This is a genomic window from Marinobacter sp. 1-4A (assembly GCF_016597725.1).
Classification (GTDB): Bacteria; Pseudomonadota; Gammaproteobacteria; order Pseudomonadales; family Oleiphilaceae; genus Marinobacter.
Genome location: NZ_VCGY01000010.1, coordinates 91,940 through 104,971 on the forward strand (window position 1 = coordinate 91,940; position 13,032 = coordinate 104,971).

Sequence of the window (13,032 nt, forward strand, 5' to 3'; positions counted from 1 at the left end):
CTCAGCCCGGTTAATCCTTATCGTCATCGCTCACTTTGGCCAGTTGTGCCCGGGTTTTAAGGCGCCCCTCACGTCGAATCTCTGCATTCGCGAAGCGCTGCCGCTGCTTACCTGTTTCCGGAATAACTGCAGGAACATCTATGGGCTTGTCGTTTTCATCCAAAGCAACGAACGTAAAAAAGGCAGACAGAATATGCCGAGTTTCGCCGGTGTAACTATTCTCCGCGACAACCTTGGCGCCAATTTCCATAGACGATCCCCAACTACGGTTTAGGGATAAACTGAATAGCAGAGTGTCGTTACCTTTAGCGGGAGCGCGAAAATGAATGGAGTCCACTGCCGCTGTAACACACACATGAGCGGAGTGGCGCTCCGCAACCACCAGAGCTAAACGGTCACATTTTGCCATGATCATTCCGCCGAATACGGTTTCATGGGAGTTCATATCATTGGGGAAAACTTTATAAACGTGTTTTTCAATGGCAGAAGCGGATACGGGTTTTGGCGACTTTTCAGGCATGGCACCCTTTCTCTGTGTTGGTTTTAGGCTAAGGTTGTTCTCATGGTTATGATGAAGGGTACTACACCCTCTTTAAATGCGCTGGAGTGAACTTGTATTTCCGGTGTTTGCGCCAATCATATACAACCAGAGAACAATTTTTCATCTGATGTGAGGAGTTCAATGGACTTCAAAGACTATTACGCCGTGCTTGGTGTGAGTGAGTCTGCCTCCCCCGAGGAAATCAAAAAATCCTATCGGAAGCTGGCACGGAAGTATCATCCGGATGTCAGTAAAGAGGAAAATGCCGACGAGAAGTTTAAAGATCTCGGCGAGGCTTACGAGGTGTTGAAAGACCCCGAAAAGCGCGCAGAATACGACCAGTTGCGTAAGTACGGTGCACAGGCCGATGGATCCTTCCAGCCGCCCCCCGGTTGGCAGAGCGCTTCGGGTTTTGGTGGCGGTGGATACACCGATGCAGATGCCCGCCAGTTCAGTGACTTTTTTGAGCAGATGTTCGGTGGCGGACCAGGCGCAGGTTCGGGTGCTGGTGGTTTCCGGCAGAGCATGCGCATGCGCGGTGAAGATGTTCATGCACGGTTGGCCCTGTTCCTTGAGGAAGTGTTTAACGGGTCCGAGAAGCAGGTCTCCTTTACCGTTCATGAGGCCGATGAGCAGGGCCGTGTTGTAGCTCGGCAGAAAACACTGAAGGTGAAGATTCCCGCTGGAATGCGCGAAGGGCAGCATTTACGCCTGAAGGGTCAAGGGTCTCCCGGTTATGGAGGCGCAGCAGCGGGTGACTTGCTAATAGAGATCGAATTGGCACCGCATCCATTGTTTAGTGTAGAAGGGCGTGATGTTGTTGTGACCGTTCCGGTGGCACCTTGGGAGGCTGCGTTGGGTGCGACCGTTACAGTGCCAACAGTGGGCTCAAAGGTGAATGTGAAAGTACCTAAGGGAACATCTTCCGGCCGCAAGCTCCGCTTAAAAGGCAAAGGCTTGCCAGGCAAGCATCCGGGCGATCAGATTGTTATTCTACAGATAGCCATACCGGAGCAGCATTCTGCGGAAGCAGAAAAGCTCTACGAGCAGCTTGCCGAGGCTGAGAAAGCATTCAACCCACGCAGCAAACTGCACCTGTGAAGGGGGAGCCTAAAGCATGAGTGATAGAAACAGTATTCTGACCGTTGAAGTAATGGACTCAGATGGCAGCACCTTCACTCTTCACGAAGTGTGCGAGCGAGGTGAGTGCCACGCGGAATTTGTGATCAAGCTGGTAAGCTACGGCATTATTGCGCCGGTAGAACCGGCAGAGGAGACACGCCAGTGGCTGTTTGATGTTGCGGCGTTAGCTCGGCTGCATAAGGCCAGACGTTTGCAGCGAGATTTGAAGATGAACCTGCCGGGTCTAGCCATGTCCCTAGAGCTTTTGGATGAGGTTCAAGATATGCGCAAGGAAGTAGAGCGCCTCAACCGGCAGTTACAGCAGCTAACGGGTGAGTGGTAGCCAAGGTTGGCACCACTCATTGTTAAAGCGGTTTTTATTGGTTTTCTTCGTGCGCCTTGATTTCGGCGTAAATCTTCTCTGCCTCTTCCATCAACGTTCCGTGGCTTCTCAAATCTCCGTTGCGCTGTGCATGCAGCGCTTTCTCCAGCTTGTTTTCGTAGGCTTTTTGCAGTTTCTTCTTTGGGTCGCCCTTCAAAAATCCTAGCATTGCGTCATCTCAATATCGGTTTGTAGGTACAAGAATACGTTGGGAACGCCTAAAAGTTCAGCGCGATCAGGGCATTTGTGCTGATGGTGCAGCTAGAATTGTCAGCTATAATGATGTCTAGCTTGGCTAAGTTTGTGCTGCCCGCGTTTTTGGCTGGAGTTTAAACATCGCGATGTGTCCGGCGAGCCCGTTTCTGGTTCGTCATCGTTATCACTCATAGCAGGTATTAGTGTGTTTTATTATGAAGGTCTAAAGATAAGAGAGGCACACTTGCTCGGTTCTCACCGAGAGAACGCATCATGAAATCCAGCAATCAATCAGAATTTGTATGTCTTTGGGAGCCTACCGAGCTCGCCAGCACTATATTGTCCGCTTCAGGCAGGCAAGTGGTGAGCCATTGGATTAGTGCCATGGCGTTTCTTGACGAAAACCAACACCCGGTTTTATTAGCAATGGACAAGCAGAGCGAGCCTAGTTTCAATCAACTCGTGCATGCGGTTAATCCGGGATTTGTTCCAGCAGTGGTACTCAATGAGCTGCTGCGCAAAGGCGTGGTTGAGCAGCTAGATAGCGGCTATCTTCTTCTTAGACGAAGCACTTACGTACACGATGTTCCGAGTTTCGATACCTCTCCCGGGGTGAGGCGCAAAACACACAGTCCCGGGCGGAGTGCAGGCAGGCGGTACAACGATGGAACCTGATATCAACATTTAAAGATCTGCAACAAAATCCTACATAAAGAAGTCCCGCTTTGCCATTTACTTTGCTACAACTACTATAAGATGCATCTCAATAATTAAAATAACAACTACTCCGGGTGCCGGAATAGCGTGTTGAGGGATTGTTTATGGCCTCTCTGTTTTTGAAAAATCTGACCACCAGTCGGCTGATTCGGCCTGTGTTTATTGCACTTATTGTCGCAGGCGTAGCGCAGGTGGTGATCAGTCAGTGGCTGATCACTGATCAGGTTGAACGCTTGATAGGCACCGCTAGTTCCGCCCTTGAACAGAGTGGTGATCAACTCAGCGACTCTTTTGAAACTACCCGCGATGATGTTCGATTGCGCTTGCAGACCATGCGAGAAGAAAGCGTTAGTGAGCTGGCTGCGGAGCTTACGCTCAAGCAAAGCCAGCAACAGAAACAGGTCGCAGAGAATGTTCGAAGTGCCGTTATGGCAGAGGCACAAGGGCTGGCGGATGTTTTGGCAGCGGTTGCTGCGCCGCTGATCTGGGATCGGGATGTTCCGCGGCTGACCAGTCTTGTGGAGTTGGCAGATGCCAGAGAGTCGGTACTCTTCGCGATTTACTTTGACCAGTATGGAAAGCGCCTGACCCGATATGTTGATCGCACAGATGAGCGCGTGCTTGCTCTCATGGAGCAGGGTGAGGGTCGAGGGGCGGCAAATCGCGTTCTGGAGGCGGCAACTCGTGATTCTAACGTCGTGATTATCACTGCAGACATCAAGCCCAAAGGTTCTGCAATTGGGCAGCTAAAGATCGGGTTGGCTCTGGATGGCATCAACCGCGATCTAGCACAGTTGGAAAAAGAATTCGGTACAGCGCTTGCCAGCAGCATTAACACGGCAAGGCAAACCCTTGAAACCGAAACCGAGCAAGTGAACCAGCGACTGCAACAGCAGCTCACCGATATCGGCGCAGACACGCAATCCCGTATCAGCGAGACGGTAGATGCGCTTCGCACGGAAGCATCGGGTTTGTCATCTAGCCTAACCTTGGTTGCTGTGAGTTCCATGATCGTGCTTCTGATTTTGATAGCAGCGGTACTCGGAGGTAGCGTATTGCCTAGAGTTTTACGGTTGAACTCCGCCATTCGCGGTATTGCGGATGGTGAGGCTGATTTGACTCGCCGTGTAAACCTGAAGGGCAATGACGAACTGACAGAAATGGCCCGAGGGGTAAACAAGTTTATTGCCCGCATTCAAGAGCTGGTAACCGATGTAAAAAGCTCTGCGGAATCTGCGGTAGGGCAGGCCCGGGCCCAAGGCGAGGTCAGCCGTGATGCGGTTGCAGCGGTAGGTGCCCAGCAGCAGGAAGTGGTGGAAGTGTCCGAAACCATGGCGGCTATGTCCCATAGCATTGCCGGTGTCGCCCAGAATATTGAGGAAGTGGCAGGCGCGGTACGAAGTGTTAGCACCGAGAGTGATGCAACAGCAGCCATATCTCGCGACGTGCTGAAACGCCTTGATGACGTTGTGCTTAACGTTCAAAAGGCCGTGGAGGCGGTAAGCGCTTTGGATAAACAAAGCATGCAGATCACCACTGTGTTGTCGGTTATCGGCGCCATTGCGGAGCAGACTAACTTGCTAGCGCTTAACGCAGCTATAGAAGCGGCCAGAGCGGGGGAATCGGGCCGTGGCTTTGCGGTTGTTGCCGATGAGGTGAGAACACTGGCCAGCCGAACACAGGAGTCTACTACCGAGATTGAGGCGATCATCGCGGGGCTGCAACAGGGCAGCAAACAGGCGGTATTGGTGATTGGCGAGGTATCTGAACAGGTTGCGGAATCGTCTGCAGAGTTCCGCCGCGCCGATCAGCACTTTGAGCAGATTAATCAGTTGCTAAGCAGCTTGCAGGAACGCGCTTTGGGTATTTCGTCGGTCGCCGAGCAGGAAGGTCGGCAGGCAGAAAAGGCAAGCGTGAGCGTTGAGGGCATTGCCCACTCATCTGAGGCCACCGTTGAAGCGATCAAGCGCTCCGACAATGCAAGCCTAAAAATCAGCGAATTACTCGTGGCGTTGCAGGCCAATGCTTCCCAGTTCCGCGTGTGACGGAACTGGGTATCCGTTACCCTAAGCCTGCTTATTGACAAACCCGCGCACGGGCGCTCTCATATTCCTGCTTCAACCTTGAGACCAAAGCTTCAACGCTGACCACATCATTGATTTGGCTGACACCCTGACCAGCTGACCATACGGTTTTCCAGGCCTTGGCTTCGTCATCTACCGGTTTTAGCTTTTCACCGTAGTTGATTTCACCCGCCTGATTTAGCTTATCCATCGGGAATCCTGCGGCTTCTAAACTTTGCCGCATAAAGCTGGCTGGTATTCCAGAAACTGCTGGTGTGTGAATGATATCGCTGGATACAGATTCAATAATCATAGTGCGATAGGCTTCTTCTGCCCGGGACTCGTTGGTGTTAATAAAACGAGTTCCCATATACGCCAAATCCGCACCAAGGGCTTTTGCGGCCAGTACGTCTTCACCGTGAGAGAGCCCGCCAGCTAGCAAAATGATGCCTTCAAACACCTCTCGGATTTCGGGCACCAGTACAAAGGGGTTGATAGTGCCCGCATGCCCACCAGCGCCTGCTGCAACAGCAATAATGCCGTCTACACCAGCCTCGGCCGCTTTGCGTGCGTGCTTTTGATTGGTTACATCGTGGAACACAGCGCCACCATAGCTGTGTACGGCTTCAACCACTTGGCTTGCGGCACCAAGCGACGTAATGATAATGGGCACCTGATGCTTTACACACAGCTCTAGATCGGCCTGCCAGCGTGGGTTGGAGCGGTGCACGATGAGGTTTACCGCATAGGGCGCAATGTTGGCTTCGGGGTTTTCTTCCTTCAACTTGGCAAGCCCCTCATTCATCTGGACCAGCCACTCTTCGAAACCTTCACTCGTGCGTTGGTTTAGGGCGGGGAAGCTACCCACGATACCCTCCCGACAGCACGCCAGCGCCAATTCAGGTCCGGATATTAAAAACATGGGAGCTGCGACGAGGGGTAAACTGAGGGAGTCTTTGTTAAATGAAGGGCGTGGCATGTGATCTCCTTAATTTGTATTGGAATTTATGTAGGATATAAAGGATCTTAGCCTGCCTGAGTGAATGTGGGAATGTTCGCCTGCTAACAATCACAGGGTTACCTCTGCAAAACAGAAAGGAGTCAAGAATGGGTGAAGCAAAACGTCGCAAACAAACGGGTGCGCCGCCGCCAAAGAAAAAAAGTTCGAGAAAGCCTCTGGTTATTGGGGTAAGTGTGCTGGTTCTCGCCGCTATTGTGATTGGAGCTTTTTTCCTGACGGCAGCGCCAACACCCACGTCGGATGAATTACCGGTTGCCGGGCCAAATGCGGAAGCCTTTCCTGCCCAGTTGGATCAGTACGGTGTTTCTGTAGGCAATGCAGATGCTCCGGTTGTTGTGCGGGAGTTTGCTGATTACCAATGCCCGGCCTGTGGTCTTTTTGCAAGCGCCAGCAAGCGCTTGAAGCAGGAGTATGTGGAGGCCGGGCAGGTTCGCTTTGTGTACTTTGATTTGCCTTTGCAGCAACATCAAAATGCATTCCCGGCAGCACAGGCCGCTCGCTGCGCTGGCGATCAAGGTGCCTACTGGGCGATGCACGAGCGTCTGTATGATTCGCAGACTGAGTGGAGCGGTTCAAACGACCCGGTAGCAACCTTTGCCCGTTATGGAAATGATCTGGGTTTGGAAGAGCGCCGGTTCCGCCGTTGTATGACAACAGAGCTGCACCGGGAAGCCGTTGAAGCCAGCCGTCGCGTAGCTATGCAGTTGCAGGTGACCAGTACCCCAACCGTACTTGTGGATAACATTCGCCTTACCCGCCCGGGTTGGGGCCAGTTGTCTGCCGTTGTGGAGCGGGAGCTTTCCAAGTCTACAAAATAAGCGTTCGTTAAAGGCCTCGGTCAGCACTGACTTGAACCTGAGCCAGAGTGGGTTAAAATCTGCGCCCTCTCTGGTTTAAACCCTCCAGATAAATAAACCCATGCTCCGGATTTACGGTCCGGCCCGCAGGAGAATCCCCCATGAGCAACACTGTTGTTGTCTGCGCGCTCTACAAATTCGCCGTTCTGAATGACTACAAAGCCCTTCGCCACCCGTTGCTGGAAATTATGCTGGCCAATGACGTGCACGGCACCCTTTTGCTGGCGCGAGAAGGTATTAATGGCACCATTGCCGGAAGCCGACAGGGCATTGACGCCGTTCAGGCTTGGTTAGGTGCGGATGCCCGTTTTAACGGCATCGACTACAAAGAGTCCTTTGTTGATATCCAGCCTTTCAAACGCACTAAGGTGAAACTCAAAAAAGAGATCGTCACCATGGGCGTTGACGGAATTGATCCCAAGCGCATTGTGGGCACCTACGTGGAACCCGCGGAATGGAACGCCCTGATTTCAGATCCGGAAGTCCTTCTGGTAGACACCCGTAACCAGTACGAGGTTGAAATTGGCACCTTTGAGCATGCCATCAACCCTGCCACAGATACTTTCCGTGAGTTCCCGGACTACGTAAAACAGAATCTAGACCCAGCAAAACATAAAAAAGTTGCCATGTTTTGTACAGGTGGAATTCGCTGCGAAAAATCAACGGCTTATCTGCGGGAGCAGGGTTTTGATGAGGTTTATCACCTCAAGGGCGGTATTCTGAAATACCTTGAAGAGGTGCCAGAAGAGGAAAGTCTCTGGAAAGGTGAATGTTTTGTATTTGACGATAGGGTTACGGTAAATCATCGTTTGGAGCGCGGCGCCTACGACCAGTGTCATGCTTGTCGTCGCCCAATTACCGAAGCCGAAAAACAGCTTCCCGAGTATCAGCAGGGTGTGAGTTGTCACCGCTGTATCGACTCGCTGAGTCAGGAACAGAAGGCACGTTTTGCAGAGCGGGAGCGCCAGATTCGTTTGGCCGAAGCCCGGGGCGAGGTGCATGTGGGCGGTGATGCTGCACGCATTATCGCTGAACGCAAAGCGCGCAAGAAGTTGGAGCGCGAACGCCAAGCGGAGAAAAACCACTAATTCGCTTGAATCAGTTACCAAGGAGCTTTCATGAGTTTTAAGAAAACCGTTGCGATTATTGCCATTTCGGTGGCCCCTATGGCCTACGGGCAGGGTGCCAAAAACTGGGAAGGCGAGGCGGAATTGGGTGTGCTCATGACATCCGGAAATACTGAAGAAACGAATATCAACGGGCGTCTGGGGCTGGTGCACGAGGTAGTTAGCTGGCGCAATATTGCCGACTTCAGCTCCAACTACTCCGAAGCCGAAGATGACGCCACGGGTGAGGACCAGACCACAGTAGAAAAGTACAAGGCGGCGCTGGAAACCAATTACAAGTTTGATGAAAGCCAATATTGGTTTCTGCGCGGCACCTACGAGAAAGACCGCTTCTCCGGGTACGACTTCGAATCCACCGCTACCACAGGTTACGGAAATCGCGTTTGGCAGCGTGGCGAGCGCTCGTTTTTGGATCTATCTACCGGTGCTGGTTATCGCTACAACAAGCTGGAAGGCGTTAATGAAGAGGGCAAAGACGTAGAGAAAGAAGCCATTGCCCGGCTAGCGGCCCAGTTTAACTATGCGCTTTCTGAAAATGCCCTATTTCGGCAAAAGCTGAGCACGGAGATCGGTTTGGATGAGAACAACGTGATCAGCCAATCCGAAACGGCAATTAAGGCTAATTTGGTCGGCAACCTATCCATGAAGGCAGCCTACCGAGTAAAGCATGTGTCAGATGCACCGGCGGGCACAGAATCTACCGATACTGAAACGGCTATTACCTTGCTTTACGGTTTCTGATTAGCTCTGGCGCGAGCTATTAAACCTTGTTCCTGAGCCCCAGAGCATCCGGGTAGGGGCTCAGGTACTGTTGCAGGGTCAGGTAGTCTACCGGTTCCCGGCGCTGTGCCATTCGCAGTAGTGTCATAGGCACCACCAGCGGTACCTCGCCGCGACCGTAAGCCTCGATTTGCTCAACCAACACTTTACGATCTTCGTTACCCATGGCGTCCCGCAAATAACCCATAAGGTGCTGCATCACATTCATGTGCGAGCCCCGGCTTACCTTTTTGGTCATGGCGTCCATAAAATCCTGAATGTAGCGGCTGGCTATGGTATCCAGCGCATCGGATTTCAGATCCCCCAACATGGGGCCGAGCTGTCGGTAAACTTTTTCCGAGTGTGCTAGTAACTGAAATTTGTGACGGGTGTGGAATTCGATAAGCGCTTTCGCTGTCAGTTTTTCGTCTGCAACGTTCTGCATCCAGTCGTCATAGGCAAACACCCGCTCAATGAAGTTCTCCCGCAGTGCGTCATCATTCAACCTACCTTCTTCTTCAACCGGAAGCAGCGGGTAGGCACGCAAAAGAGCCTCGGCAAACATGCCCTGACCATCACGCCGTATAACTTGACCTTCGGGGCTGTGGACCTTGATGCGTTCCATGCCGCAGCTCGGGGATTTTGCCATGAGAATGTACCCACGTAGGTGGGCCAGTTCCGGTAAAACCCCTGTTGTAAATGCTTGCATGGCGTCGGTGTGGTCGGCCGTGCCCTTGGTCTCTGTTAGCCGCATGCCGTCCGGGTATTCCCGCAAATGAATAGCAGGGCGAGGTACACCCAAGCCAGCTTCCAGCTCAGGGCAGATGGCGTGAAAATCAAAGTGTTGAGACAGCACCTCGGTGCAGTAACGGGAATGTTTATGGCCGCCATCATGGCGAACTTCTTTGCCCAGCAAACAAGTGCTGATTCCCACAGGAATACCGCTCACGTTTCTCTCCGTTTTCTTAGTTTTTTATCATTCAATGCCAGAGTGGTAGCGTAAATCTCGCGAACGTCACTGGCAAACTGTTCTACCGAAAAGTCTTGGGCAAATGCCAGAGCTTGCTTAGAAAGCGTAGCTCTCAGATCGTCGTCTTCCAGTAACCGCTTTACCTGTATGCACCATTGGTCTTGTCTTTCGGGTGTTTTGAAGCCGTTGAAGCCTTGGCGCACGACGTCGTCAATACCGCTCGAACGCACAGCGACCACGGGCAAACCGGCGGCCATAGCCTCCAGAATCACCATGCCTTGGGTTTCGGATTTAGAGGCAAACAAAAATGCATCTCCCAAACGGTACCAAACGGCCATATCTTCAGGCGGCACAGCACCCACAAGCGTGATATGAGCTGCAAGATCAAGCTCGTGAATCTTGTTTTGAAGGCGTTCTTTCTGATGGCCTTCACCGATCATCAAAAAGTGAAAGGGCTCATTCGTTTCCAAACGTAATGCAGCCATGGCTTCGATCATAAAGTCGATGTTTTTCTCATTCGACAACCGCGATACGCTGATGAAGACCTTCTCTTCGTTCAGCTTCAGAGTCTTCCGCAGCTTGGTTACTTCACTATCCGAAACCGACTGAAAACGTTTGTACTCAATCCCTGTCGGTTGCACAAAAGTGGGGGTTTTTACGCCGATCATCCGCAGGTATTCTTCGGTTGAGTAGGTCGGCACGATAACGCCATCGCACTTGTTGGCGAAGCGCTTGATCAGCGCGTGAGAAATGAGATTACGGAAGATCAGGCCCGGCAGCGGCACAAAATGGGCGTAATGCTCCAACCGGGTGTGGTAGGTATAGAGGGCGGGCACCTTGAGGCGGCGCGCTATGAATAGCCCGAGCGAGCCCAGCCAGAACGGATGGTGCAGGTGAATAATGTCTGGGTGAAATGCACGCACCCGCTTACGAATACGGCCAAGGAAGATGTTGGCCAGCCGGAATTCCCGTTTCTCGCCCATGGCGAGCAGTGAGGGTACCCGAAGCACGTGCTCTTCAACTTCAGGTTGGTCTTTATAGCGCGGTGCCACTACGAGTAGCTTATCGCCAAGTTGTTCCAGACCCCGCCTCAGCCGGGCAATGGAGATGGGCACGCCACCAATGAAGGGTAAGTAGTTGTTGGTGAACATGGCCACTCTTAACGGCTTTTCTAGCCACGGCGTGGGATCAAGGTTGTAGTCCGGGTAATAATCCTTGCCGACAAAAATGATGGCATAGAGCCTGATGGCAATGGCCGCAAACACAGCCACAATCAGAATGAAGTTGAGATACCCGGTATAAAACAGCGAGTACACGAAGAACCACAGGCTTTCGAGGCGCTTAAGAATCGGATGCTGGCCAACTTCAAGCTGTTGCAGCTTATGGCTGACCTCGCCTTCTGGGCTGATGTTCACTTGTACGTAATGGTAGAAACTGGTGTCGTTGTTCAGAATCAGGCCGCCAGCTCCGCCAGTGGTGATAAACCGCGTGCTGCCTATCTGCTTCTCTGAGTAGAGTGATAGATTGGCGGAAAACACCCTATCGATGCTGTGCGCTTCGACCACATTCATGAGCGCGCTGCGGAATTCAGTGGGCTTAAGATAATCCTCAGCTTGGTCGAAGAGCGCATCTTCTGTAGGTTTCAGTGGGGGGTGGCCGATAAACAGAATTCGGGCTTTTGAGTTGTCTTGGCTGAGTAGGTCATCCAGCCACCGAATTTGCCACTGCCAAGGCGTTTTCCCCGTGCTGTCCAGAAAGATCAACCGGCTGTTGCCAGCTTGAATGCTGTAGAAATGCGGCCCGAAGTGGTCATAAAAGCGGAAACTGCCAAAGTTGTCGTATTCGTGAGCGCCAAAGGTCAGTAGGTAAGGGATATCCAGATGGCTAAGGCTTCCATACAGAGCCCGGTATTTATCCTCGCCTCCACCGCTAACAGCATTGCCTGCTGAAACCAGAAAATCCATCCCCGAGGCGTTTAGCTCCGGAATAATGCGCTCTTCAAAAATACCGACCGAGTTGTTGATGTTGCCAACCACGGCAAAACTGAAGGGTTCCGTGGCAGATATCCTGCGATGGATTTGCTCCACTTGCTCGGTGTGCACGCCCGCGAAGTCTTTCATGAAAAAGTTCAGATAGGCTTTGTACCCCACCAGCAATATCACGACGAGTAGGCAGAGATAGAAAAGCAGCTTTAGCGGGTTGCGGAAGATCATCCGGATTTCCTGCGACTTTGAATCAGCTCTTTTTGCAGCACGAACAGTCCAATGACCATGCCGAGATATATAGTGATCAGGCGCCAACTCACGATAACCAGAATCAAGTGGTTGCCAGACAGTATGTCATTGAAAAAACTTCCAAAAACCCCTTCTGATATGCCGGAAGCGCCGGGTGTTGGGGAGAAATACATAATAAATGTTGTTACAACCAAAAGGCCCAGAGACATAAGGTAGTCAACATCATAGCCCAGACTGTAAATCAGTAGTGCCGGGAAACTGAAGAGGCTAAGTAAGAATAGTGCCGTGAAAACAACAGACAAGGTCACGAAAAGAGGCCTGCCCCGCAAGTAATCCCCGAAGCTGTGGGAGAAACGCAGCATTTCCCGTTTGGCTTTGAACTGCCAGTGCTTATGGCGAGTATCGCTGATGAGGTTCCAGCGGTTAAAGGCTCTGAGCAGTCCGCCGAGCGGTCCAATCAGCCAGCGGGTGCGAAACAGAAGAATAATGAAAAAGCCCAGATACAGCAGAATAAAGACAGCCAATGCAGAACCGACATCCCCCGCAATCGACTGGCCATCAAACGTATCCAGCGTAAGCAGAAAAACCGGTGTGAGAGAAAAGATAAAGAGCACAGCTAGCACGGTTCTGATGGTGGTCGCTGCCGTTGCGCTACCTACCGGGACACCATGGCGATGCAGGTACCAGATCTGAGCAAAACCGCCCCCCGTGGCCATGGGTGTGACGTTGGAAAAGAACAGATTGATGAAAACCAGACGAACTATGATAGGAAAGGGTAAACGGTGACCGAGCGCCCGCAGCGTAAAGTGCAAACGCAAACCGTCTGATAGAAAATACACCAGCAAAAGGGAGGTAATGGCCGCTAAGGTTTGTGGTGCTATCAGCTTGGAGTCAAAACTGATGCTGCGCCCTGCGAATTGATCGTAAACGGCGTAAAGCCCTGCTGCTGTCAGCGCGATAAAAAGTAGGCTGAACAGAGTAAGGCGTTTTGCGGAAGTTCGTTGTTGGTAGTTGGTGTCGGTGTTGTCAGTCATGAGCTGCCCG

Annotated in this window: 13 protein-coding genes; 7 read left to right on the forward strand and 6 right to left on the reverse strand. The window is 52.0% G+C overall.

Annotated elements, in window-relative coordinates; genetic code table 11:
- Window positions 1-10: 10 nt before the first annotated feature.
- Entirely contained in the window at window positions 11-520 is a 510-nt protein-coding gene (locus FE845_RS17065; protein ID WP_200367368.1) for an acyl-CoA thioesterase, read from the reverse strand.
- Window positions 521-682: 162 nt separating this feature from the next.
- Here FE845_RS17065 and FE845_RS17070 point away from each other — a divergent pair, with 162 nt between their 5' ends.
- Together FE845_RS17070 and FE845_RS17075 are read left to right on the forward strand one after the other, a co-directional pair.
- Window positions 683-1,642 (forward strand): DnaJ C-terminal domain-containing protein, encoded by a 960-nt coding sequence (locus FE845_RS17070; RefSeq protein WP_200367377.1) that lies wholly within the window; start codon window positions 683-685, stop codon window positions 1,640-1,642.
- 16 nt (window positions 1,643-1,658) lie between these two features.
- Window positions 1,659-2,006 (forward strand): chaperone modulator CbpM, encoded by a 348-nt coding sequence (locus tag FE845_RS17075; RefSeq protein WP_200367379.1) that lies wholly within the window; start codon window positions 1,659-1,661, stop codon window positions 2,004-2,006.
- 34 nt (window positions 2,007-2,040) lie between these two features.
- On the opposite strand, the gene FE845_RS17080 is transcribed toward FE845_RS17075, so the two are convergent.
- A complete protein-coding gene (locus FE845_RS17080) occupies window positions 2,041-2,214 on the reverse strand; it encodes a DUF6435 family protein (RefSeq protein WP_200367381.1) in 174 nt (57 codons plus the stop codon).
- A 299-nt stretch (window positions 2,215-2,513) separates the two neighbouring features.
- Here FE845_RS17080 and FE845_RS17085 point away from each other — a divergent pair, with 299 nt between their 5' ends.
- A complete protein-coding gene (locus FE845_RS17085; RefSeq protein ID WP_200367383.1) occupies window positions 2,514-2,915 on the forward strand; it encodes a hypothetical protein in 402 nt (133 codons plus the stop codon).
- A gap of 146 nt (window positions 2,916-3,061) precedes the next feature.
- The gene (locus FE845_RS17090; protein WP_200367385.1) at window positions 3,062-5,002 is read left to right on the forward strand and encodes a methyl-accepting chemotaxis protein; all 1,941 of its coding nucleotides are present in this window, start codon (window positions 3,062-3,064) and stop codon (window positions 5,000-5,002) included.
- 31 nt (window positions 5,003-5,033) lie between these two features.
- Here the strand turns inward: FE845_RS17090 and FE845_RS17095 are convergent, their stop codons facing one another.
- Window positions 5,034-5,999 (reverse strand): NAD(P)H-dependent flavin oxidoreductase, encoded by a 966-nt coding sequence (locus tag FE845_RS17095; protein WP_200367387.1) that lies wholly within the window; start codon window positions 5,997-5,999, stop codon window positions 5,034-5,036.
- Window positions 6,000-6,127: 128 nt separating this feature from the next.
- Between FE845_RS17095 and FE845_RS17100 the strand changes: the two genes are divergently transcribed.
- The 3 genes from FE845_RS17100 to FE845_RS17110 all read left to right on the forward strand — a co-directional run bounded on the left by FE845_RS17100 (window position 6,128) and on the right by FE845_RS17110 (window position 8,766).
- On the forward strand, window positions 6,128-6,859 hold the full coding sequence (locus FE845_RS17100) for a DsbA family protein (protein ID WP_200367389.1): 732 nt from the start codon (window positions 6,128-6,130) through the stop codon (window positions 6,857-6,859).
- Between the two features lie 140 nt (window positions 6,860-6,999).
- A complete protein-coding gene (locus FE845_RS17105) occupies window positions 7,000-7,986 on the forward strand; it encodes a rhodanese-related sulfurtransferase (protein WP_200367391.1) in 987 nt (328 codons plus the stop codon).
- Between the two features lie 30 nt (window positions 7,987-8,016).
- Window positions 8,017-8,766: a YdiY family protein gene (locus FE845_RS17110; protein ID WP_200367393.1), complete on the forward strand. Its 750-nt coding sequence runs from the start codon at window positions 8,017-8,019 to the stop codon at window positions 8,764-8,766.
- 19 nt (window positions 8,767-8,785) lie between these two features.
- Here the strand turns inward: FE845_RS17110 and FE845_RS18945 are convergent, their stop codons facing one another.
- From FE845_RS18945 to FE845_RS17125, 3 genes are read right to left on the reverse strand one after another with little or no spacing between them, the layout of a single operon-like run.
- The gene (locus tag FE845_RS18945) at window positions 8,786-9,733 is read right to left on the reverse strand and encodes a YbgA family protein (RefSeq protein ID WP_200367395.1); all 948 of its coding nucleotides are present in this window, start codon (window positions 9,731-9,733) and stop codon (window positions 8,786-8,788) included.
- On the reverse strand, window positions 9,730-11,967 hold the full coding sequence (locus tag FE845_RS17120; RefSeq protein WP_200367397.1) for a glycosyltransferase: 2,238 nt from the start codon (window positions 11,965-11,967) through the stop codon (window positions 9,730-9,732). The genes FE845_RS18945 and FE845_RS17120 overlap by 4 nt, the downstream gene beginning before the upstream one ends.
- Window positions 11,964-13,022: a lysylphosphatidylglycerol synthase transmembrane domain-containing protein gene (locus FE845_RS17125; RefSeq protein WP_200367399.1), complete on the reverse strand. Its 1,059-nt coding sequence runs from the start codon at window positions 13,020-13,022 to the stop codon at window positions 11,964-11,966. Before FE845_RS17125 ends, FE845_RS17120 begins: the two co-directional genes overlap by 4 nt.
- Window positions 13,023-13,032: the final 10 nt, after the last annotated feature.